The following is a 23,444-nucleotide window of genomic DNA, read 5'->3' as shown; positions in this document are numbered from 1 at the left end:
GATCTATTTCAGGTAAATACTGCTTTTGAAAGGGATAGCCTCCCAAATAGAAACCTCTGGATAAATCTTTGATTGTGTATTGAGAAAGGTCTTCTTCCAAAATCCCAACCTTTTCTAACACTTCTTTAAGGCATTCTGGAACTGGTTTGGTTTTCCACTTCTCAAACATTTTCACTTTAAACGCAAAAGTAAAATGAATAGTATTCCGGGTAACTTCCTCGACAACTGTATTATTTTTCAATTTTTCGATATTCATTTCCCTGAATATACTCATAGCAAAGCCTCCAATAAAAAAATACCCAGACAATGGGTATTTCAACTGTCATGTTGAAGTCCATCATCTGGGTATCAGTTTAGATGCCGAGTGTTATCAGCACCATTTTTCAATCTCAAATACTATAATCTTTTGACTTCAGAATCGTATAATGCCCGTCAAACACTTCCTTGCAGATCCTGATTTCCAGTTCCTGCCTGTGCCTGAAATGATCAAGTAAAGCCTCAGTACCTGACAGCCCATTTTCTTTTGCATAGGGCGAATTGTCGAAATACCAGGTCATCAACGGGAACCACATCTCATTGCCCTTGTCGTCGGACCTTTCTTTTCTTATAACATCAATATTTGATGCTATGTCGCCAGTCTGAAGATACATTATCTGATATTCCTTTCCGGCAAGAGCTTCTTTCACTTCCCTGTAAAAATCAATAATCTCCTGATCGCTCTTTTTCCGAAACAATATCATATCCTCAACAATGTTTTGGAAAATAGAACACTCAAAGATATTTTTATCACTATCCCAATTTTGAAGCCTTCTCAGAACAATCTCTTTAAAGCTTTCGAAATCCACCCTTCCATTATATATTTCATACTTCTCCAGATCTTTATGAAAGCCCGGAATGTCTGTAAGAATCTTCGTATAGCAGATGATCATGTGGTCATCTTCCGCAAAGCTCTTCTCTTCTATTTCACTGCGGATGTCATTGTACTTTTCAAGAATAGCGATGTAAGTCTCCTTGTCCACATAGGCACACCATGCAAGCTCCACAGGCGAATAATCCCCTTCACATACAGCCGAATAATCCGGATATTTTTCGGAAAGCCTCCTAACAAGCGTACTCTTTCCACTCCCCTGTAATCCTTCAACAAAATAGTTCATGTATAACCTCCTCCCTCAAAAATCATCTATCTTTTTATTATAATTCATTTCAATGATATGCTCATAGCTTTCCTCTTCAGCGGCGGGTGAAAGTCCCTCTTCCGCACTAAAAAACCGGATAGCATTCGCTATCCGGTTTTTAGTGCGGAAGAAGGGACTTGAACCCTCACGATGTAGCCATCACAAGATCCTTAGTCTTGCTCGTCTGCCAATTCCGACACTTCCGCATCTATCTTATTTTCGCTGCCGCTTGTTTATCAGCGACAGCTTTTATATAATATCAAATCTGAAAAATAAGTCAACACCTTTTTTAAATAAATCGTTAATATGATTATATTTGAACTATATTTAGATATGTTCATTTTCAACAAAAACTTCCCATTCAGCTTAGATACTACTGATAATTGTCATTCGGACACTGAACGCGCTATAATAGTTTCGCACTATTTCTTTGAAAGGATTCAAAACAAATGAAACAATTAAAGCCAATCACAAACAAATTACTCTGGATTTTCGCTATGGGACAGTTCGGATGGAGTCTCCTCTCCGGAGTCGTTTCCAACTGGATGGTGTACTACTACACCGGTGCTCCGAGCGAGCAGAACCCCAACACGGGTCTTTTTGCTTCAGGAATCACCCAGTCACCCATACTTTTTAAACTTACTCTCTTCGGTCTCGTTCTTGCAGCCGGCAGAATATTCGACGCTGTAACAGATCCGCTCATCGCAGGATGGTCCGACAGAAGTAATTACAAGGGCGGCCGCAGAATCCCATTCATGCGCGCGATGGCAGTGCCTTTTTCGCTTTGCACTATCGGGCTTTTCGTTCTTCCGCAAACCCAGAACATCACCCTGAATGATACAATACTCTTCATTCTTCTGATGGTATTCTATCTTTTCATGACTATGTTCTGCACACCCTATAACGCACTGATTGCGGAGCTTGGTGACACTCAGCAGCATAGGATTAACGTTTCTACCTTTATATCATTCACGTTCATCCTTGGTCAGAGTATCTCTTTCCTTCTTCCGAATCTGGCAGGTGCGCTTGAGGGGGCAGCAGGTCAACAGGGTTCCATAAGACTTTCGGTAGCAATCATGGCCACTGTCGCATGCCTTGCAATGCTTATTCCCGCATTTTACATAAATGAGCGTGACTACATCGATTCCAAGCCCAGTGATACAAAGCCCTTCCAGTCCCTTGCCAAGACCTTTTCAAACGGACAGTTCAGACGCTTTGTATACAGCGATGTAATCTACTTCTTCGCGCTCACACTTTTCCAGACCGGTCTTGCATTTTATGAGACACAGCTTATGGAAATTGAGGACACCTGGACCTTCGTACTGACAGCTACAATGACAGCAATCAGCGTACTGCTCTATCCCATCATCAACGTTCTTGCGAAGAAGATTGGTAAGAAGAACCTCATCATCACCGGTTTCTTCGCTTACTGCTGCGTATTTGCCATCACAACCATATGTGGAAAGGGACTTCACTGGGGCTTCATAATTGCCGTTACAGCAGCTATTCCAATGGCAATTCTCGGAATTCTCCCTCAGGCCTGCGTTGCAGACGTAGCTGAGCTTACAAGACTCGAGACCGGCGAAGACAGAAGCGGGATGTTCTTTGCTGCAAGAACCTTCGCCTTCAAGATGGGTCAGGCTATCGCCATGGTAACCTTCACCTCTGTAACTGTTTCACAGACAAAGGGGAGCTACCGCACCACCGCCGCAATTGCATTCGTAACATGCTTTATCGGCGCCTGCATCTTCTTTACCTTTAATGAAAAAATGATACTTGGAAAAATCAGAGAGCTTAAAGGAAGCGACGAAATCTAAAGAGTTATTCAATAACAAAAGTAAAGCTGCCCGGGGTATTCACCTCGCGGCAGCTTTTTATTATCCCTATATTTAGTTTTCTTAGTTCTCAGCCTTGAGAGGAAGGAGCTGTAAGTCCTTTGTTCCGAAATACAGACTATTCCTTATCATACCTATACGATAAAGGCTGATAATGTAGTACAAGGATTTTGTAACCATAACAAACCCAAATACCTCCACCAGTTCTTCCACAGTCGGCGGATAGCCCTTTCTTCTCGTATAGTTCCCAACAAATTCTGCTATGTACGTATCGTTAATTTTCATGTCACGACATCTCCTTTAGCAAGTCTGTGACAATCATACCGTTAAAATGTTTCCTATTTGTGAGCCATTTATAAAAATTCTATAAACAATGTTTTGAGCCCCCTCATCCGCCCTTCGGGCACCTTCCCCCCAAGGGGAAGGCAAAAGAAAAAAGCCTTCCCCCTCTGGGGCGCTCGACGTCCGGGGGACGTCGGTTCAGCGCGGACCGTAGCGAAGCGGAGACAGGTGGCACGAAGTGCCGGATGAGGGGCTACTCTGCGTAGCCGATGTATGGCTGTTTGAGCTCCTTAAGATTCGGTATCTGTCCGGGCGGAACTGCCTGAGTCTTAATCTCTGTGGAGTGTTCGAGCTTACCTGCCCAGCGAAGTCTTGATCTGTTCTGCTCTTCCTCTGAGAAGCTGACATCAAGAGCACCGCCCTCTCCAAGCTTGAAAGTTCCTCTGATGCCGCATACAGGGCACTCTATAGCCTTTCTGTCAGGTGAAACAGTAAGCATATTCATGTGGCAAACCGGGCAGATTCCCTGCTCGTCTCCGCGCCACTTCATGCGCTTAACTTCATCATTTTCATCCTGAGCCTTGAGAGCCTCGAGGATGTTTTTACCCATCTGTCTTGATCTCTCCATCTCGGGTTCGTTTCCGAGAACATGCTCGCAAGCCATTGCACCGAAATATTCATGTGCATCGATCACATCGATTCCCATAGACATTGTCATCTGGTACATCGTAGGAAGAGTGAATGCAAGCCAGTTCTTGGTCATTGCTCCGCCTACAGAAATGAATGCGCCAACTCTCTTCTTAAAGCTTCTTGCATCCGGAAGCTCATCTTCACTCTTGCCGGCAGCTTTTCCCTCATCGTAAGTCGCCTTACGGAAGGTGATGTCGTGTGAAGGACCAAGTCTGTCGCAAACCGTCTTAAAGCGGCCTGTGGGCGAGCACTCATAAGTAGGTGTTCCTATGATCACTGCGTCGCACTCCATAATAGCTTCGTCAAGAATATGAAAATCATCCTGAAGCGGGCAGCCGCCTTTTCCGCGTCCCGTAGTCATTCCCACAACGCATGAGATGCAGCCTGTGCAGGGCTTGATATCCATCTCGTCAACTCTGAAAAATTTGACCTCGCAGCCCTCCTTCTCGCACTCCATAAGCGCTGTTTTTACCATAATATCCGTGTTGCTGAGCTTTCTTCCGAACGAAAGCCCCAAAACTTTTTTGTTCATAACTTCCACCATTTCCCAAAATTTCTGTTACGACAAATAATTCTCAATTTGTCCATGTTACGTTACTAATTTACATCTTTTATTGCCCGCGCTCTTTTTCACCGTTTCTTATTCTTTGTCTTCTCTTGCATATGAAAAATGGCTGCACCATATCGTGCAACCATTCGCAATGGGTTATTGCATTAACTTTTCATAATCAGCCCTATCAACTCTTCTATTGCCGGGTTCCGGTGTTTATCCTTATGAACAAATATCTGTGAATAAATCGGAAAATCTGCGCCTGCCCAGTCGATCTTCTTAAGTTTCTTTTCCTTTACCTCCGTGGTGGCCGTCATGGCGGGCATAAAGGCAATTCCAAGTCCATTTATAGCAAAAGCTTTTAGAATCTCCTTGCTGCTCGTTTCAAGTTCAATCTTAGGCGTCACTCCCTGCTCCCTGAAATCCTCAAGAAGCATACGCCTGAAACTGCAGGTATGGGATGTCAGTAAAAGAGGAACATTTTCCAGATCCTTTTCTTTTACCTTCTTCATTTTTGCGATCGGATGGGAAGGGTTTGCAAAAAAGCTAAGGGACTCCTTCTTTTTACAAACCATTTTAAGCTCAGAATTCTCTATCAACGGATTCAGGGTGTAGACCACATCGAGCGCTCCGCTCTTAAGAAGCGCAGGAAAAGTATCATGATCTATAAACTGAATTCGTATATCCATGCCGGGATATTTCTTCTTATACTCCATCAGTTTTTCCGGAAAATTCCTGTAGCACAGTGACTCCGATACACCAAGCTTTATTATCCCCGAAGGAATCTCAGCAGCCGAAACCTCCAGGAGCATCTGCCTCTGAAGCTGCAACATCTGCTCCGCATAGGATATGAGCTTTTCTCCTTCCGCAGTAAGGACAAGCGTCTTCCCAAGCCTTTCAAAAAGAAGGCATCCAAACTCTTCCTCCAACAGCTTAATCTGCGTCGTCACAGTTGACTGAGCGTACCCCAGCATATTGGCTGTGGCTGTAAAGCTCCCTGTTTCAACAATTTTCAAAAAGGTTTCAAGCTGTGTGTTATTCATATCGACCTCTTCTTAATATCAATTTATTTGATGATTATAATCTGTTATTTCAATTTTACTGATGGGTTGTTTAATGATATTTTACATTTAAGGAGATTCAAAATCAAGTCATCGATATCGTCAAATGTTTTATGGAAGCAGCTAAACCGGAGGTAACAGGGATATGAGTATTGAAGTAAATGATCTTACCAAAATATATAAAATGAAGAAGCATCAAAAAAAGATTGCGGTAGACAATATCTCCTTTTCCATTCCAAAAGGAGAAATCATCGGATTCATCGGCCCTAACGGAGCAGGAAAATCCACCACCATAAAAATGATGACCGGAATACTCTCCCCCGATAATGGTTCTATTTCGATAGATGGTCTGAATTTCAAAAAGAACCGAAAGCAGATCATGATGAAAACCGGCGTGGTCTTTGGTCAGAAAAGTGTTCTGTGCTGGGATATCCCGGTCATAGATTCTCTAAAGCTTTTTAAGGATATGTACCGTGTTCCCGATGTCGTTTTCAGAGAGAATATGGATAAATTTTCAGAAATCCTCGGACTTGATGAATTTATCGGACAGCCTCCAAGGCTCTTAAGTCTCGGGCAGCGGATGAAGGCAGACCTAGCATCGTCACTTATCTATAATCCGGATATTCTGTTTTTGGATGAGCCCACCATTGGAATAGACGTACTCTCGAAAGAACGAATCAGGCAGTTTATAAAAAGAATAAATGAAGAGCGGCACACCACCATCATTCTGACCACGCATGATGTTTCGGATATCGAGTCATTATGTGAAAAGATGATCATTATCGATAAGGGATCTCTTATATATGATGGAACGCTTCCACAATTAAAGACTATATACAGGACTACAGATCTTGAAGAGATTATAAAAAGGATCTACCTTGCGGGAGAAGAAAAAAATGCGAAAATATGCTGACCTTGCAATGATTGGAATAAAAGAACATACTGCGTACTTAAACTCTGTATGGGCGAATTTTCTTTCTAAAATCGTATACCTTTACATGCAGTTTTCATTGTGGAATGCGCTGTTTTCATCGAACGCGGGAAGGAGCATCCCGCTTAGCCGGGATGAGACCATCAGGTATATCATTGTAGCCACCCTAATCTCCACATTTATGGAATGTGATGTCATAGCCTGGATCAACGGCCAGATTCAGTCGGGCGATGTAGCAAATCAGCTGATAAGACCGATTGACTATAAGCTCATGATCTTTGCAAAGCATATCGGTACAAGCCTTGCAAGAATTGTGATATATACGCTTCCGCTTGGGATTGTAATCTCCGTCTTTTATCACGGAAAACTATTCTGCGAAGAACAACTTTTATATGGAATCATATCCATCCTTCTGGCGTATATGATTCAGTTTTTATATTCCCTGATAATAGGTCTGATGGCGTTCTGGCTGATTGTGACCTGGCCGCTTAACATGCTGCTTGCGGCAATTTACAAACTGCTCTCCGGTTCGTGGATACCTGCTGCGATGTTCCCGGAATTCCTTGCGGCGATAAACGCATTTCTACCTTTTCGTGCGATATATGCAATACCGGTTACCATCATCACTACACCGATGTCCTTTGAAAATATCTGTGAAAACCTCTGCGTTCAACTGATATGGATGGCTGCCCTATTTTTATTATCCGAAGTCTGCTGGATAGTGGGAAAGAACAAACTTGTAGTTCAGGGAGGATAAGTCATGTATCTGCTAAAAATGTACAGACATTTCGTAATTATATATATGAAGGGAAAACTGGCTTACCATTTTTCTCTGGTCTTTGAGCTCATTGCAAATACGATTCAGATTGGGATCTATTTCGCAGGATTTCTGGTTATATTCCATAACTTTGGTAACATTGCGGGATGGACTCAGAATGAAGTCCTTTTCATGTTTACTACCAGCTGGCTCACCTACAGCCTTAGCTGTTTCTTTTTCTGGAGTCCCATGAAGGATATGGGAGAGCTCATCCGCACCGGCAAATTTGACCTGTATCTTACAAGACCCCTCGGCCCGATGCTGTATATGGTACTGCAGCAGTTCCAGTATACTTTTATCCCGCGCCTTGTTTTGTCTGTGATTTTCTGGATCTACAGCATGCGATCGCTTTCTATTGAGTGGACAGCGGGTTCGCTTATATTTTATGCCGTAAACATGGTTTCTTCATTTGTGATATTCTCCGCGATTACAATATTTACCGGCACCATCAGTATTTGGACAATAAAAAGTGAGGAGATAGTATCTCTCCTCACCAACAACAATTATGGTCTAAAAAACTATACTGATTATCCGATTACCATTTACGGTAAAGGAATCGGATTCCTGCTTACTTTCGTAATCCCATACGCATTTACAGGATATTACCCTGTCGGGCACCTTCTGGGAAAAAGTCTGGCTCATCCGGAATATGCTTATCTGTCACCTTTTGTGGCACTGATTGCTGGCGTAGCGGCTTATCTGCTATGGAACTATGGTCTTAAACATTATAACAGTGCAGGGGCTTAATCTTTCTCGTAGAATACAATGTCCATGCGATCGTTGATCTTATCTATTTTTCCGGTCTGATGATACCCCATCTTCTCGTAAAGATGAAGATTTCCCTTTTCCTGTAATATAGTGTCCAGGCACCAGTTTTCTGATCCGTATATCTTCTCCACTTCCAGCATTGCCTGCTGGGCATATCCTTTATTCCTATGCTCCGGCATAATCCAGATAGGCGATATACGCTTTCTGTTGCCATCCTTTTTATCTATGACGCGAACAGCACCAGCCTTTTCACCTTCTGCCATAATGAAAAAATATGTAGTCCATGGCTGCTCGAATCTGGCCATTACCTTATCCATATTTTCAGCCGCAGGACTCATATCATAATCCTGATATTTTTCCAAAAGCCCCGAGAATGCCTCTACCTGCATCTTCCAGAGTGTTTCAACATCATCCCGTTCTACAGGTTTCAATTCTATACTCATAGTTCCAGTTTCTCTCCAATCACAATGGCTTTTGAATCATGTCCGTGTCCGATTTCTCTTGTTTTTGCGACAGGTAATGAATCAGAAATGTGCATTTTTAAGAGATCATATATTGTCAGTTCCAAATCAGCTTTTTCATAATTGGTAAACGTCCCAAGAAGCACTCCTCTGACCTTATCAAAAACGCCTATCTGCTCAAGCTGCGCAAACAGTGTTGCCATCTGTCCCGAGCCTCCACCCAGGGACTCAAGCAGAAGGATTTTCCCTTCCATATCAGGCCAGTACTTAGTTCCCGCAAGCTTGGTGAAACATCTGATGTTGCCTCCAACCACTATTCCTTCCATGTGATCTCCCTGAAGAAAATCATACTTTAGATCAAACAATGGCGACTTATTCCCTTCCAGATAATCTGCATATCTCTTTCTCTGCAGTTCTGCCTCGGAGTATACCATGTTCTTTACCTGATAAAGAACCGAAGGTTTTCCTGTCATTGTATAAATCGCGTTTATTATCGTGGTCAGATCGCTGTAACCCCAAAACGTCTTATCTGCCCTTGCTATTACATCAAAGTCCAGATATTTTAGAACACCGTTTGCGAGATCACCACCGGAGATATCATATATCGCCTCAATGGAATCATCCTCGTAAAGGCGCATAAGATCAGCGGCTCTTTCCTCATCTGTCCCACTAAAATCATCTACTTTAGCCTTTATGTGCGGGGCAAGAAGGGCTTCGATGCCAAAGCCTTTCAAGACCTGAACCAGTTCATCTACCTGATATTCCCATTCCTTTATATGCCCGTCTGAACAGGCTGATAAGCCAACTTTCATCATACATTCTCCCATTTCATGAAATGATAATTTATTCCGGATGAATTTTATTCTTTATTCTCATGCAAGCCTCGATATGCATAATCCAATGTCTGGAGAAAGGCATCTGTATCAATCCTCTAACATCTTTTCCGCACCAGTAATCAATTAGCCAATATGCCTCTTCAGAAGTGCTGACAACATTTAGCGATTTCAGGCGCTCTTTTCTGTCATCCGAAATCTTGAGCTTTAGATCATCGTAGGAAAGTCCTCTTACTATTCCCTCCGTACTCTTCTTTACATCCATTACATAAGCATACAATTCATCCAAATCAAGTTGCCCGGAAAATTCTGCTATATGCTCTTTTATAAGTTCATTTCCCGTAGTGATGATGGGTGACTTGACCCTTTGCTGATAATTCCCCTTGAAGAATACCTGCTCATCATCAGCAATAAGTGTATGCGCAACTATATCTTCTATACGAAAAATGTGCCATATTGAATACCCGATTGTCTTGCTGTGATATCCATCAGCATTTATAAACGGTATCGCATCAAATTCTTCCCTTGAAAGATTTTTCTTAAAACCATTAAGCGTATCCAGAAGCTGATTCCTCAGTTTTTCTAAGGTCACTACCCCATCCTGCCAGGTGTCACGCTTTTTAAGCTGAAGCTGTATCGTTTTATTCAGTTCCGACCATTCCTTATTCATATAATTTTCCCTCGCCTATGCTTAGTAATTAGTGCAGCACACTGAACGACTCATATGTATGTTCTTTATCTTGCGGATAATAGTATTATATACTACGAAATATCATCAACAAAGATATTTCACAGTATAATTGTCATGAACATAAGCACCACAATTGATCTCGACAAAATCCACAGCCAGCCCCATGTATCCGGCATTCTGAAAGATTGCAAATTCTTCATTGGTGATAACTCCGGCATCATGGGCAGTTTCAGCAAGAAGCTGATTCCATTGTTTAATATCTCCGCGGACAACGAGCCTTCTGCGGTCCTCGTCCAATTGATTAAAGTGATCTGCCAGTTCTTGCCTGTATGTCTGGATTGCAAAATAAGTCTGCCCCAAGGCAATCACTTCCTTACGGGAATCACCATTCTGAACAATAAGGTAGCAAGCATATCTTGTGAGTTCATAATCAACCTTTTCTCGTGGAGCTACACCGCCTACTACCAAATTCCCGACCTCGGGAATTTGGTCTAAAATACTGTGTCCGGCGTTTTCACACGCAATCATTGCTCGCTTTATCACCTTATGAAAATTATCCCATTTTGCGTATTCCAAAACAGGCGCTTATCTGACCTTTTTAAGACGTCTTTGCCAGTCAAAAGGATTCTCTGTGACAAACAATCATGCCCTGAGGGAACCCCTAGGGCCCCCCTGAAAATCGTTCCATTTTTCAAAAGAGAAAACCCAGAACACTTGATTTCTCAAGCTTTCTGAGCTCTCTATCCGCGTGCGGAAGATGGGGTGAGGTGGATAAAGAAAAAGGTCCGGGGGACCTTTTTCCCACCGAACCGACCGACGAAGCAGCTATGCTGCGAGGAGACCTTGAACCCTGGGTTCAAGGGGCTCCTCGGCACGATACGAAAAAGGGATTAGCATTTCTGCTAATCCCTTTTTGTATCGTGCGGAAGATGGGACTTGAACCCACACGATGTAGCCATCACAAGATCCTTAGTCTTGCTCGTCTGCCAATTCCGACACTTCCGCAATTCAAGTATTAAACTGTGTTCTGTGGTTTGACCCCACTCGAACAATAATATAGTAAAAGCTTCTTGTAGTCAAGCAACTTTTTCTATAAATGCAGGAAAAGGGACTTGAACCCTCATGATATTGCTATCACACGGACCTGAACCGTGCGCGTCTGCCAATTCCGCCATTCCTGCAAGCGACAATAGATATTGTAGCTATTTGACGATGTTTTGTCAACAGCATTTATCACTTAAACAGAATATCCGCTGCCTTGTAAAGATCATTGAAAACCTTATACTTCTGGGTATATTGAATAAGAACTGCAATTAGAATAAGCACACCTGCAAGGCACACGAAAAGCATAGGTGCGGAAGGATACGACAAGAGTCCGACCACCGCTATTGTAATCGAAACAATCACTGCCGCGATAATGATAATCCGCCTTAGCAGTTCCTGCTGCATTGCCTCAATCAGAAGCGTTATCTCCTTCTTCTCAGCGAGTATCTCCTCGTCCGATAAAAGGTCCATATCAAGCTTCTCAATACGTTTAATTCTGTCCCTGATTCTCTTTTCCATACCAATCCCCTTAGTCCACTTGCCGCACCAAAGCGCATTCAAAAAACTCAGCACTTCCTACTCGACAAAGATTTTGATAATCATGGAATTAACTTTGTTACTTGCCTCGATACCCCGCTCAGAATAAGCATCTGCGGAATCAGACAGGCTCTCCCCACAGACATCTACTGACAATATACCACTTCCGAACCGCTCCTTCAAATAAATAAGCGATTTTTCAAGCTCGGAGATTGTCATATTTCCCTGATCCCAGTTGGTTGCAAGCTCGTCCTCATCAAGTACATCCTTATCTATCGATAGATAAATATTCGAAGAGGCCGTGTCCGGAAGCTCATTTACACTTTTCAGAAAATGCACTCTTGTCCCGGATGCCAACCGCGGGTTTGATGCATTTTCACCGTCATCCCCGAACAGCTCCGGATTCTCCTCCATAACCTCAGCGCACAGCGAGGGATCTGCACCTATTATGAAAACCTGCCCCAGTTCCTTTCTATCCTTAAGCGCATTAAGCACCCAGCTTCCGCAGGATAAAACCTCGCCGTAGGAAGTCCACTTCATATCGGGATGGTGGTCAAAAAAGATGAGATCAAATTCAGGCGAAGAGTTACTACCTTCAATGCCGGATTTTTCACACAAGACATCCATCAGAAGCTTAGACATATAATGATAATTCCCATTGTCAAAAAAGCTTATTACAGGTTCGCGCGAAGAAGATGCATCCAAAGCCTTCACCTTTTCCCTGATCTCTTTGTAAGCGTAGTCGTCGCATATGCAGTTGGTGCCGCTTATATCTTTTAATGAGCAAAAAAGAGAACGAGCGCCCTCTTTTTTATAAAAGTCAAAGCCCTCGTTCTCGTAGATTCCCGTAAAATCGTATACCGTCACATTCATGTTATTTTGCCAGCATGTCCTTTAAGTGAAGGAGTGCGTCCTCCTTAATAATGCATTTAGCGGTTTCCTCAACGTGTGTCTGCTCAGGGGAGTTCATCATGAGCTCCTCGGCGTACTCAAGTCCGCACCTGCGAAGATCGTATACTGCGTTCTCTCCGTCGGGCTCAAGCACCAGTGTTACGAAGTACTCGTCGTTTTCCTTGTAGAGCTTGGATCCTGTAATAGGAAGACTGTAGGATACCTTCGCGAATCTGGCTGCGGAATTGATGTCCTTGAATCTCGCCATATATTTCTCAGTGTTGACAATGGGCTTAGCCATCGCTTCAATCTGAGGATCCTGCTCCTCATCCTGATCATATATCTGTTCAATGAGCTCTGATACATGTCCGATCATCTCATTGAGTGCCTGTCCCTTATCAAAACCGGTCTTAGCCTTGATGGAGTCTACTCTCTCCTGGGTCATCTCTCTCAAAATGGCCTCTGCCGATCCACGGATCCTGTCTGCGGATTTCTGGATGTCCTCGTTGGACATCTTAATTGCAAAAATGCGCACACTTCCGTCCATCATCATGTTCTTGCTCATCATGAGCACTTCTGTTTCGGGATTATACCCAAGCTGCTCGCCAACTTCCCTGTTCAGCTGCGCCATAAACGGAACGGTCTTCTTCTCTCCGTTCATGATTGCTTCCGGGGTGAGGCCGATTTCACGAAGTTCCGACGCAGCGATACTGCATTCTACTGTCGTATTGTTCATTTTAACGATTACCATATAGCCTCATCTCCTTTCCCTTTGAAAAATGAATTGCTATGTTTAGTGATTGTATCACATGATGTTAGCACTGTCTAGTGTTGAGTGCTAATTGTCGCAAAATTCATCTTCTTCTACCTTTATTGTACTACATATTTCGGCTCAAAGCACCTATTTTATTACATAATTTCCAAACGAATATTTGAAAAATTGGTGAACGCAATTAAAAACAGCCCGCCAGATATCCGGCGGGCGTATTATTACAATCCTTATCTCTTGAGTTGTCTGAGTTCGTCCAGGAGGGTGTCCGATACGGTGATGACACGGCTGTTGGCCTGGAAGCCACGCTGTGTGATGATCATATCAGTGAATTCTGTTGACAGATCGACGTTACTCATCTCCAATGTTCCGGAAGTCATGTAACCACCGTCATCGTTAACCCACATCAGCTGTGCAGGTCCTGAGTTGCCAGTTACGGAGTAGAGGTTTTCACCCTCTTTGTTAAGACCGGTTACATTTGCAAACTCTGCAACTGCGATTTTTCCTGCAACTCTGTTTTGTCCGTTGCTGTAAAGTCTTGTGATGGTACCGTCTCTTGCGATAGCTACACCGTTCATATCGCCTTCGGGATAGCCCTCGCCGTTTCCTTCTCTGTCGCCTCTGTAGGTTGCAAGTGCGGAACTGGACGCACCGTTAAGCGGTGCATAATTTGTTGTTCCTGAGAAATCAAGAGTGAACCCGCCTGCTGCTGCCGCATCGCCTTCAAATTGAAGCTGAATTTGTCCGTTTGCATTTCCGTCAGCACCGGTAAATTTTCCGGTTTCAGGATCATAAGTAAGGGCTACCGACAAATTCTCGGGAACGCCGCCCTCTATCATCTGATGATTTTCATCCATAATGCCCGTGATGTTTGCGCGATAGGTTGAGTCGTTGTCATCACCCGCATTATCGAATTTCATTCTTACTGTATAAGTTTTGCCATCTGCTCCGTAGAACTCGAGGTCTACGGTTCTACCCTTATTGGGATCAAGGAGGTCATCGGTTCTGCTGATGTTTCCTGTAACTCTCGCGTAGGAAGTTGCTTCGCCGTCCATTTTTATAAGGTTCCCATCCTCGCCGATAGGAAGAATCTGCAGTCTGTCTGTTGCTCCTGCTGCAAGATCCTCGGCTGTCTTGGCATCATCAGCTGCCTGTATACCTCTTACATAGTAGCCGTCGGCTCTGGTTACGAGATAGCCCTGCGCATCAACTGTGAAGGAGCCGTCTCTTGAGTAGTTCATCTCGCCCTTATGATTTTCAATTACGAAAAATGAATCGCCTGTAATACTAAGGTCAAATACGCTGTCTGTCTGCTGTATTGAGCCCTGCTTTGCGATATTGGTCATAATGGCCGAGTATTTCGCACCGAGACCTACCTGCTTGGCGTTTGTTCCGCCTCTTACTTGAGTAGGACCGTTTGCTCTTCTCGCATTCTGGTATAAAAGATCTCCAAAGGTGGTTTTCTGAGCCTTGTAGGATGTTGTATTTACGTTAGCTACGTTATTACCGATAACATCCATCTGAATCTGGTGTGTTTTAAGTCCGGCAACTCCGGACCACAATGATCTCATCATAATCTCACCGCTTTCGTGTAAACATAAAAGTGCAGTCTTATACCTACATCTTTTATTTCGGTAAGCAGCAGCAAATTCTTTAGAATAAAAATAGCACCGTGAAAAACAACTTTCACAGTGCTACTTTATTGATCATATTTAATTAGAAATCCTTCGAGCTTCCGTTCTTGATCTGAAGCTCCTGGTTCTTAATGCTTACTCTGGTTCCGGGTGCTACGGAAGATGTGAGGAATGCGTTGGATCCCACTACGGAATCGTGTCCGATTACCGTCTCACCGCCAAGGATAGAAGCTCCGGCGTAGATAGTAACATTGTCCTCAATCGTGGGATGTCTCTTAGCTCCCTTAAGGGCCTGTCCACCCTTTGTAGAAAGCGCGCCGATGGTGACACCCTGATATACCTTTACATGCTCACCGATGATGGTTGTCTCACCGATAACTATGCCTGTTCCGTGATCTATCATAAAGTACTTGCCGATGGTTGCTCCGGGATGAATATCGATTCCGGTCTTCGAATGAGCGTACTCTGTCATGATTCTCGGAATAAGCGGCACCTTCAGCAGATAGAGCTCATGAGCCATACGATTTATCGCAGTTGCGAGAAGTCCCGGATAGGACAGTATAATCTCCTCCTTGCTAAACGCTGCGGGATCACCGTCAAAAGTCGCCTGCAGATCGGTGTCTATAAGCGCTCTGATGTCCGGAATCTTTTTGAAAAATTCATGCGTAATGCATCTTGCTCCACAGGTCAGAGTTTCATCGGACGCATTTTCATAATCACCGCCGTGCCTGTAAGCTATTGCCACCTGCTTCTGCAGATTGTAAATCGCATCCTCTATGATAACCGCAACCCTGTTGTAGTCGTTATAGCTTCTATAAATCTTATCTCTGAAATATCCGGGATAAATGACACGCAGCAGCTTTTTCACAATATCAATGACCACGTCTCTGTCGGGCTGGTTGAAAATGTCCATCTGATCAACATCTCTACCCTTGTTGTAGTCATCAAGAATAAGCTCTACGATCCCCTCTATCTCGGTTCTCAGATTCTGACGCTCTCCAATATCCATCTCTCCTACCTGCTCTCCCCGGTCAGCCTAATCCGTCTGCCGGTATTTATAATTTGTAACAGAATAACCCATTTAGGATTATTAGTCCATCATTTTGTCTTTACTTCTTTTGTTTCCGACTTCTTCCCGTAAATTCTTTCGTCATGGGCCACTCTGTAAGGAACTATATAATAGTAATACTTCTTTTTGCGCGAAACCTTTCTGTCAGTGTACTCAAGCTTAAGCTGGCTCGTAATCGTGCCGACTTTCTTAAAGCCGCCCTTTTTCTTATCAGACCTGTAAATCTCATAGCCGGTGGCTCCGATTGCCTTGTTATAGGCCATGACCACTTTTCCCTTAAAACCGGCAATAGCCACAAAGGACGTTTTCTGCGGGGCGTAGTCCGATATCTTCGCGCCCAGGGATTTAAGCGTCTTCTTATAGGAAGAAAGGTCGTCCGTCGAGATATACATATTGACTTTCTTGGTAGTGCTTACCGTCTTGGTGTAGTCGGAATCATCCGTTGTATTTGCGAAAAGCTGTACCCAGTAGTGCACTCCCTTTACCTTAGCGTGACCGATGGCACATACATTGTAATTGGGATTTAGCATGTTTCTGCGGTGGCCCTGACCTGCGTACTTTTCATTCACTTCCTGAAAGGCCTCAAAAGCTGCCTTCGCGGTCTTGTAACCATAGGCGATATTTTCACCGGCATAGGTATAGTTGTAGTCGCTCTCATCCAGCGCACTGAAACACATCCTGCCGTTTGGCCTCTCGTGATTGAACTTAAGCGCAATCTCCGCTGCTCTTAGCATCGCGATTTTTTCAAGCTTATAATCATAGGCAAGTTTATTAAGGTCATAGGTATAAACCTGCTTGGTGTTGGTCTCATTCCAGAGCCAGGTGTCCTTACCCGTTCTGAAGTCATTTATCATCTTCTGCATGTTTCTCGCAGATTTCTGAGCATACTTTATATTGATTCCAACCCTGGAAACCGGGAACCTTGTCGCAGTCTTAGGCGCGGATTCCTCTGAAAGAATCTCACCGTTGTAGCCCTTAAGCATATAGGTGTAGATGCCGCCTTCTTTCATCGCATCCTTATCAAGATATGAAAGCGTATCCCCCGGCAAATCAGCCTGAAGCTCCCAGGGGGCAGAGGACTTCTGCCTTCTGAAAACATAATAGCCCAGAGCATTATCCGCCTGTTTCCAGCTCACCAAAAGGCCCTTGTATTCGTTGCTGACATCGGTAATAACCGGCTTTGCAACTACGAGCTCTACGGTCTTCTTAACTTCCTCCTTCGCACCTACGTTAAGTGTGCCGCCGCAAGGAGCAGCAGGTGACAGCAAAAGAGCTGCCGCCAGAAGGATGGACAGAATTTTCTTGTGGGTAAAAAGTTTTGAGTTTTTCATACCGGACTCCCTCATGTATATATGATTATTTTCAATTATAAAACGAAGGGGATGGATTTTCTATAAGCCCCCTTATCTCATCCTCGGTTCGCTTCACTTCGTACCAGAAGTCGGAAGCACTCATTCGCATAGCACCGGCGCCGTAGATTATGACCTGCTCGATGGCATCGGAGGTGGCGACGGTCACGCGATTTTTCTTGCTGTACTCATGAGCTGTACGCTCAATGTACTGATCGGCGGTCTCGGCCTCCTTAGTGAATACCACATCGAGATTGTGATATTTAAGCACGTGCTCCGTTCCGCCGGGAACTCTATAGGCGTCGAATACCAGGATCACCGTCTCTCTTCTGTAGCCCTGGAAATTCGAGAGAATATCCATCAGCTTATCGCGCGCGGACTTCATATCTGATTCCGCCAGGCTTCTAAGCTCATCGTTTGCATAGATGATATTGTAGCCATCGACGAGAAGGTAGGCATCATCCGGTGAAAATTCCTTCTGCGCGCGGTATTTCTTCTCCGGTGCTTTGTTTGCAGCCTTTCGCCTTCTCTCTTCGTCGGCCTTGGCATCGTAGCGCGGCTTAACGGGTCCGTAGGTTCGTTCAAAAATATTATCAAGCTCCTGAATTGTGGCATTGTACTGCCTGGTGCGTTCCTCGTAGGTCAGCTCTTTTTCTCTTCTGACCTCCTCTGATTTAAAGCTCTGCAGCTTATCGCCAAGGCTCGTAAGATCTGTCTCTACTGAATTCTTCCCGGCATCTGTCGACCAGCCGGTATCGACATGCATATGGTTTCTTACTTCGTTCCAAGGAATAACGGTCCCCGCACCATGTGAGCAAAAAACACTGCCTGTGGGCTGTGCAATATCGCGCTCGGGATCGTAGTCCTTTTCGGCGATAACTTCTTCAGCGTTATGACATGGCTCGAAGCCGCGAAGTGAGAGGCTGATTCTACCCGCGCCATGTGTATAGGAGATAATCTCTCTCGCATAATCCGAAAGCTCGGAAGCAGGCACTGAACCTGTAACGCTCGATGTTCCGTCAGGAAGCATCTCAGGAGGATTTGTCGTTCCGTTCATTTTCTGGATATCACTTAGCAGCCTTCCGATGTTTTCAGAAGGAAGCTCAGCTGTAAAATCATAGACCGGCTCAAGCAAAATGCTCTCTGCCATCATAAGTCCCTGCCTAACGGCGCGCATGGTCGCTTCTCTAAAGTCTCCGCCCTCGGTGTGCTTTAGGTGGGATCTTCCGCCGATCACAGTGATTTTCATGTCTGTGATCTCAGAACCCGTGAGGACTCCGCGAATCCTGAATTCTTCTAAGTGGGACAAAATGAGGTTCTGCCAGTTAATCGCAAGATCATCCACCGGACAATCAGCTTCAAAGGAAAGTCCGCTTCCGGGCTCTCCGGGTGTAAGAAGCAGATGAACCTCTGCGTAGTGCCGCAGCGGCTCAAAGTGTCCAACACCCTCGACAGGTGCCTTGATTGTCTCCTTATAGACGATGCTCTCATCGCCAAAATCTATATCAAGTCCAAAGCGCTCCATGCATCTGTGCTTTAGGATTTCCATCTGAACTTCGCCCATAACCCTGACGGAGAGGTCGCCTGTTTCTTCATCCTTTTTTACTGATAAGAGCGGCTCCTCTTCGGACAACTCGAGAAGCTGTTTGTAGGCAGCAAAAGCATCTGCGCCTTCCGGAAGGATGATTCTGGACGACAGAATCGGCGAGAGCACCTCGGTCAATTCTCCTGTGAGGGCGCCAAGTCCCTGCCCGGCATAGGACGTATCAAGGCCTGTTACGGCCACAATTCGGCCTGCCTCTGCCTCCTGAAGGAGTTCATACTTTTCGCCCGAATAGATGCGAATCTGATCGATTTTGGCTGAGATGGGTTCTCCTGCCTTCGCCCCTCCCGCTGCGGGCATGGTAAGGACATCACGCACATGTAGGGCTCCGCCCATGACCTTAAGCCAGGTGAGCCTTGTGCCGTTTGTATCTCTTGAAATCTTGTAAACTCTGGCCGCAAAATCCTCCGAATAATCGGGAGCTTTCGCAAAGTCGTCAAGAAGAGCTATCAGTTCCTTAACGCCCCCCATTTTCAGCGCACTTCCAAAGAGGCAAGGGAAAAGCTTCCTTGAAAAGATTAGGCTGCGAATGTCGTCCTCTGTGACTTCTCGGCCTTCTTCCAGATAGGCATTTAAGAGGGCTTCGTCGCAGACAGCGAGGGATTCCTGGAAGGCATCACTACCTAAATCCATCTCCGAAAAATCCACCACGTTGTCCGAAAGCCTCTTTTTAATGTCTTCGAGGATGCGGTCCTTGTCAGACTGAGGCTGGTCCATTTTATTTACAAAAATATAGATTGGGACTTTGTAATGAGAAAGAAGCTTCCACAGTGTATGAACCTGGGAAGTTACGCCATCGGCGCCGCTAATGATAAGAATCGCGGCATCGAGCACCTTCATGGTGCGCTCGGTCTCGGGGGCAAAATCGGCATGCCCGGGAGTATCGAGAAGCGTCACATGCGTATTTTCAGACAGATCAAGCTCCGCCTGCTTAGAAAAAATGGTGATACCCCTTGATCTCTCCAAAGAGTATGAGTCAAAAAAGGTATCACCATGATCCACGCGGCCGGATTTCCTGACCGCCCCTGTGAGGTACAAAAGTGCCTCCGACAGGGTAGTCTTACCGGCGTCAACGTGGGCATATATTCCAATGTTTAAGTGTTTTTTTCCTGTAGTTTCCATAACCACAATAATAGCACAGTTTTGATATAAGCGGTATTTCCTATTGCTATCAGTTCATCATCATCATCATATAGGAGAACCCGATAACTCCTGCAACGCCGATTACTGTTGCAATAATAGCCGGAAGCGTAAATACAGGCGCGCTATCAGCCTGCTCGGAACCGTTCTTTTTAAAAATCGAATCAAACTCCTCTAAATTTCCTTCATTCCTGGCAATTCCCCTCATAACAATCTTTGCAACAAATGCAAAAGCTATCGCAAGGAAAAAGAATACGATGGTGGGAACCAGCATGCTCTGTCTCTGCGATTCAGCAACTGCCGAAAGATCCTGCCCCATCGTATTAGCAGCAAGCATTGCGGCATAAACCAGGAGCATGTTAAAGGAGTTGATAAGGAAATGCATGATCATGGATGTAATAATGCTTCCGCTTGCAACATTTACGAAAGCAAAGATAACTCCAAGCACAAACGCATAGCAGAACTGGTTAAAATTCAAATGAATGAGTCCGAAGAAAAGCGCGGAAATAAGCGCAGCCTTCACAATAGTAGACACTCTTTTGTAAGTTCCGAAAAGCAGTCCTCTGAAAGCAAACTCTTCAATAAAAGGCGGAAGCAGCGAAACAACCAGAATTGCAAAACCTGCCGAGCCGGATAACATACTATTCGCACTCTGAGCAACCGTGTTGGGTACAAAGAGCTGTGAAAAGAAATTAGCGAATACCCATATCGGTGTGATAACGATATTTAGAACTATTGTCAGAAGTACGGTCGATATCTTGATCTTATGAAGGCCCATGGCTTCCGTAAAAGACTGACCACTTTTAAATACATAAACAAGGACCGGAATAAGAAGTGCTGCTTCGCAGAGTACGGAGCCCCAAATTCCCACTTTAACGCCCTTCATAGCGATGAACGTTCCGCCAACGCTAACGATGATGTTAAGAAGAAGTACTACAAGAAAAACAATCCCCATATTTTCAGATTCTTGCTGTTTTGTCATATTCATCCCTCCAAATACTTTTATCATAGTTCAGATGGACCACCCTCACCGACTCCACATCGGAAAGGGTTTCTGTTATGCCGCTTCGCGGCATGAACCTGCAGTATGCTCTACGCATCCTGCAGAACAAGGCATGTCCACTATGCCTCTATCCCATTGTGTTACCTTTGGGAATACTTTCCTTAAGATATTTGCAGCTCCGTTTATATCTGCGTTTGTCACTGTTCCATCGAAATGTCTGTACAGCCCTCTCTTTATTCTTTTCCCTGAAAAGACATACTCTGTATTATCGCCTTTTTTATATACCGGAATATCATCCTGTGCAAGGAAATCAGCCTTTGAGGTATAGCTCTCCTCTGTCAGGACAAATCTTATCCCGTATTCTTCAAGCTTATAGCGGAGCATATCAGCAAATACCAGCATTGGTATCTGCACAAAATTCTGGTTTCCTATATGTCCGATCCCTATCTCCTGCTTCTGGAATACATTGTGTCCCATCACAACCACATCCACATGGTTATCCCTTGCATAGTCAGCTAACTGTCTGCTTATCTTATGGAACTGGTCTTTTATTCTTCTGTTTCTCTTACCGGTAAGGATTTCCATCCTTCTCGTGCGGTATCTCTGATTGCAGGTCATGGCACATGACGAGAGCCTTCCGATCCCCTTGTTATAGAGCTGGTTGATGGATTTGACGATGCCTCCCTTTATGACGAACGGCCTGTTACCAAAGTTATTGACAACAGCGGCGATGTTGTCTGTTCCGGGATCTATTGCCATCACTCTCATATCTGAGATATCATCCATCTCTCTTAATTCCTTTAATATAGAGCTGTCATCTTTTGGCTCAATCCCTTTGTTCTCCATCTCCATTACGACATCGATCACGAAATCCCTTCCGCTCGGCTTTATGCGCACTTCCTTGAGTTTCCATGAAAATGATACATCCCCAAGTTCAAGTATCTCTTTTGTCCCCGGAAATTTGAGAAGTTTTCCATCCTTTATCCTGCATATCTGATTTGTAAGGACTGCTGTCTTCATCTTTCCATTGCGGACATATCCCGGCATATGCGGTCTTCCTGTAAATGCAGACTTATCCCTGCCATATGCCTTCACTGCCTCAAAGAAGGACTTATAGTCACGCATCAGTAGTTTCAGTATCTGCTGATTTGCCTGTGAGGGCATGCCATAGTATGCCCTGTCATTGGTACTCTTTAACAGATAGTCCATGGAATTGTAGGAAAGCCACTGCCCCTTTGGCTCATATTTGGTTCCGTAAAGGGAATCGCTCACGATTCTGAAAACCTTCATCTGGTTTTCAAAAAGGGGCTTGTATGAATTCATGGCCTCTACTGCAGAAGAGTACTGCCTTAGGATGAAATTTGCACGGTTATACAGTGATGCTGATGCAAGACAGATATTGCAGCAGTAGTCATATAGATCATTGTTTCTGTTTATCCTGTACTGCCTTGTCCTGTACACGGTTGATTTCTCCTTTGGCATAGCTTATATTTAGTATTATAGCATATTTAATGCTAAACATCAAACAAATGTTCTTTTAAGGGGAGTTGTTTATGGACAATTACAGACGCGGATCACATTCAGTTTATCTTCTTACTTACCACATCATTTTTGTAACTAAATACAGAAAAAGAGTCATTACCGACGAGATGGGTGATTTCATTAAAAACCATGCAGAGTATCTTTGCGGCAGGATGAACACCAAAGTGCTGAGCATAGAGACAGATGGAGACCACATGCATCTGCTTGTTTCCATGCCACCGGATGTTGCACCGTCTAAGCTAGTAAACATGCTCAAGTCAGGGCTTTCAAAGGAAGTCCATCTGAAATACAAAGGACATATACAGAAGTATCTATTAGGTGATACCCCGTTCTGGAGTTCAAGCTATTTCTGTGCCACAACAGGGTCTGTCTCAATTGAAACAGTTAAAAAGTATATCGAGGAGCAGAGGACAGATGAACACCATCGCAAATATGTCCTATCCGGAAAATACAGCAAATCCAAGCGGTGATGTGCGATTCATCCCCTACCGACTCGTCGGAAGGGGTTTTCTCGCTAGTCTTTTATAATACCTTATCAAGAAACGATATACAACACTTATTCAGCGAAATACATGGTTTTAATTGTTTTTGCGGAAACTAATACTATTTATATAGAAAAAAAGACTTTGGAATCTCTTCCAAAGTCTTAAGTAGTCGGAGTGGCGGGACTCGAACTCGCGGCCTCTACCTCCCTAAGATAGCGCGCTAACCAACTGCGCTACACCCCGGCGACAAATGGTATCTTATCACGTCACGGGGAGAAAAGCAA

23 protein-coding genes and 4 tRNA genes are annotated in these 23,444 nt (G+C 44.3%); 5 read left to right on the top strand and 22 right to left on the bottom strand.

The window, feature by feature from the left end; translation table 11 throughout:
* From G596_RS0116525 to G596_RS0116515, 3 genes are all read right to left on the bottom strand, one after another.
* A partial coding sequence (locus G596_RS0116525; RefSeq protein ID WP_026671395.1) for a hypothetical protein occupies positions 1-274 on the bottom strand: 274 nt, incomplete at its 3' end.
* 115 nt (positions 275-389) lie between these two features.
* Positions 390-1,154 (bottom strand): hypothetical protein, encoded by a 765-nt coding sequence (locus tag G596_RS0116520; RefSeq protein WP_022762930.1) that lies wholly within the window; start codon positions 1,152-1,154, stop codon positions 390-392.
* A gap of 143 nt (positions 1,155-1,297) precedes the next feature.
* Positions 1,298-1,381, bottom strand: a tRNA-Leu gene (locus G596_RS0116515).
* A 243-nt stretch (positions 1,382-1,624) separates the two neighbouring features.
* On the opposite strand from G596_RS0116515, the gene G596_RS0116510 reads away from it, so the two are divergent.
* Positions 1,625-2,992 (top strand): MFS transporter, encoded by a 1,368-nt coding sequence (locus G596_RS0116510; protein WP_022762929.1) that lies wholly within the window; start codon positions 1,625-1,627, stop codon positions 2,990-2,992.
* 81 nt (positions 2,993-3,073) lie between these two features.
* Here the strand turns inward: G596_RS0116510 and G596_RS0116505 are convergent, their stop codons facing one another.
* From G596_RS0116505 to G596_RS0116495, 3 genes are all read right to left on the bottom strand, one after another.
* Positions 3,074-3,295 carry a hypothetical protein gene (locus tag G596_RS0116505; protein ID WP_022762928.1) on the bottom strand — a complete coding sequence of 74 codons (222 nt, stop codon included), beginning with the start codon at positions 3,293-3,295 and terminating at the stop codon, positions 3,074-3,076.
* A 250-nt stretch (positions 3,296-3,545) separates the two neighbouring features.
* Positions 3,546-4,514 (bottom strand): flavodoxin family protein, encoded by a 969-nt coding sequence (locus G596_RS0116500; protein WP_022762927.1) that lies wholly within the window; start codon positions 4,512-4,514, stop codon positions 3,546-3,548.
* A gap of 182 nt (positions 4,515-4,696) precedes the next feature.
* Positions 4,697-5,575, bottom strand: a complete 879-nt coding sequence (locus G596_RS0116495) for a LysR family transcriptional regulator (RefSeq protein WP_022762926.1) — start codon at positions 5,573-5,575, stop codon at positions 4,697-4,699.
* A 163-nt stretch (positions 5,576-5,738) separates the two neighbouring features.
* Between G596_RS0116495 and G596_RS22635 the strand changes: the two genes are divergently transcribed.
* Genes G596_RS22635 through G596_RS0116480 form a run of 3 tightly spaced genes read left to right on the top strand, consistent with a single transcriptional unit; the run spans position 5,739 to position 8,088 of the window.
* Positions 5,739-6,506 carry an ABC transporter ATP-binding protein gene (locus G596_RS22635; RefSeq protein ID WP_022762925.1) on the top strand — a complete coding sequence of 256 codons (768 nt, stop codon included), beginning with the start codon at positions 5,739-5,741 and terminating at the stop codon, positions 6,504-6,506.
* Positions 6,490-7,281 carry an ABC transporter permease gene (locus G596_RS0116485; protein ID WP_022762924.1) on the top strand — a complete coding sequence of 264 codons (792 nt, stop codon included), beginning with the start codon at positions 6,490-6,492 and terminating at the stop codon, positions 7,279-7,281. The genes G596_RS22635 and G596_RS0116485 overlap by 17 nt, the downstream gene beginning before the upstream one ends.
* Positions 7,282-7,284: 3 nt before the next feature.
* Entirely contained in the window at positions 7,285-8,088 is an 804-nt protein-coding gene (locus tag G596_RS0116480) for an ABC transporter permease (protein ID WP_022762923.1), read from the top strand.
* Here G596_RS0116480 and G596_RS0116475 read toward each other — a convergent pair.
* The 15 genes from G596_RS0116475 to G596_RS22610 form a co-directional block, all read right to left on the bottom strand.
* Positions 8,085-8,552: a GNAT family N-acetyltransferase gene (locus tag G596_RS0116475; RefSeq protein ID WP_022762922.1), complete on the bottom strand. Its 468-nt coding sequence runs from the start codon at positions 8,550-8,552 to the stop codon at positions 8,085-8,087. The two genes, G596_RS0116480 and G596_RS0116475, sit on opposite strands and share 4 nt — an antisense overlap.
* Complete coding sequence (locus G596_RS0116470; protein WP_044928926.1) at positions 8,549-9,385, bottom strand: LD-carboxypeptidase; 837 nt, start codon at positions 9,383-9,385, stop codon at positions 8,549-8,551. Before G596_RS0116470 ends, G596_RS0116475 begins: the two co-directional genes overlap by 4 nt.
* A gap of 28 nt (positions 9,386-9,413) precedes the next feature.
* Positions 9,414-10,073, bottom strand: a complete 660-nt coding sequence (locus tag G596_RS0116465; protein ID WP_022762920.1) for a hypothetical protein — start codon at positions 10,071-10,073, stop codon at positions 9,414-9,416.
* Positions 10,074-10,178: 105 nt separating this feature from the next.
* Positions 10,179-10,622, bottom strand: coding sequence for a hypothetical protein (locus G596_RS22630; RefSeq protein WP_242829208.1), 444 nt, complete (start codon positions 10,620-10,622; stop codon positions 10,179-10,181).
* 393 nt (positions 10,623-11,015) lie between these two features.
* Positions 11,016-11,099 (bottom strand) — tRNA-Leu (locus tag G596_RS0116455).
* Between the two features lie 92 nt (positions 11,100-11,191).
* Positions 11,192-11,275 (bottom strand) — tRNA-Leu (locus G596_RS0116450).
* Positions 11,276-11,327: 52 nt separating this feature from the next.
* Complete coding sequence (locus G596_RS0116445; RefSeq protein ID WP_022762918.1) at positions 11,328-11,657, bottom strand: hypothetical protein; 330 nt, start codon at positions 11,655-11,657, stop codon at positions 11,328-11,330.
* Between the two features lie 57 nt (positions 11,658-11,714).
* The gene (locus G596_RS25325; protein ID WP_022762917.1) at positions 11,715-12,548 is read right to left on the bottom strand and encodes a hypothetical protein; all 834 of its coding nucleotides are present in this window, start codon (positions 12,546-12,548) and stop codon (positions 11,715-11,717) included.
* A gap of 1 nt (position 12,549) precedes the next feature.
* Positions 12,550-13,317, bottom strand: coding sequence for an adaptor protein MecA (locus G596_RS0116435; RefSeq protein WP_022762916.1), 768 nt, complete (start codon positions 13,315-13,317; stop codon positions 12,550-12,552).
* 248 nt (positions 13,318-13,565) lie between these two features.
* Positions 13,566-14,909 (bottom strand): flagellar hook protein FlgE, encoded by a 1,344-nt coding sequence (locus G596_RS24070; protein WP_022762915.1) that lies wholly within the window; start codon positions 14,907-14,909, stop codon positions 13,566-13,568.
* A 142-nt stretch (positions 14,910-15,051) separates the two neighbouring features.
* Positions 15,052-15,978 (bottom strand): serine O-acetyltransferase, encoded by a 927-nt coding sequence (locus G596_RS0116425; RefSeq protein WP_022762914.1) that lies wholly within the window; start codon positions 15,976-15,978, stop codon positions 15,052-15,054.
* An 89-nt stretch (positions 15,979-16,067) separates the two neighbouring features.
* Positions 16,068-17,369 carry a CAP domain-containing protein gene (locus G596_RS24065; RefSeq protein WP_022762913.1) on the bottom strand — a complete coding sequence of 434 codons (1,302 nt, stop codon included), beginning with the start codon at positions 17,367-17,369 and terminating at the stop codon, positions 16,068-16,070.
* A gap of 31 nt (positions 17,370-17,400) precedes the next feature.
* Positions 17,401-20,112, bottom strand: coding sequence for a translation factor GTPase family protein (locus tag G596_RS22615; RefSeq protein ID WP_044928936.1), 2,712 nt, complete (start codon positions 20,110-20,112; stop codon positions 17,401-17,403).
* Between the two features lie 49 nt (positions 20,113-20,161).
* Positions 20,162-21,112, bottom strand: coding sequence for a CPBP family intramembrane glutamic endopeptidase (locus G596_RS0116410; RefSeq protein ID WP_022762911.1), 951 nt, complete (start codon positions 21,110-21,112; stop codon positions 20,162-20,164).
* Between the two features lie 75 nt (positions 21,113-21,187).
* Positions 21,188-22,615, bottom strand: coding sequence for an RNA-guided endonuclease InsQ/TnpB family protein (locus G596_RS22610; RefSeq protein ID WP_242829207.1), 1,428 nt, complete (start codon positions 22,613-22,615; stop codon positions 21,188-21,190).
* Between the two features lie 71 nt (positions 22,616-22,686).
* Here G596_RS22610 and tnpA point away from each other — a divergent pair, with 71 nt between their 5' ends.
* On the top strand, positions 22,687-23,145 hold the full coding sequence (gene tnpA, locus G596_RS22605; RefSeq protein WP_022762909.1) for an IS200/IS605 family transposase: 459 nt from the start codon (positions 22,687-22,689) through the stop codon (positions 23,143-23,145).
* A 184-nt stretch (positions 23,146-23,329) separates the two neighbouring features.
* Here the strand turns inward: tnpA and G596_RS0116395 are convergent.
* Positions 23,330-23,403 (bottom strand) — tRNA-Pro (locus tag G596_RS0116395).
* Positions 23,404-23,444 lie beyond the last annotated feature (41 nt).

Origin of the sequence: Butyrivibrio sp. AD3002 (assembly GCF_000420905.1) — a bacterium.
In the GTDB taxonomy this organism is placed as follows: domain Bacteria; phylum Bacillota; class Clostridia; order Lachnospirales; family Lachnospiraceae; genus Butyrivibrio.
Note: the sequence above shows the minus strand (reverse complement) of the source record. Positions and strands in the feature narration are given on the sequence as shown.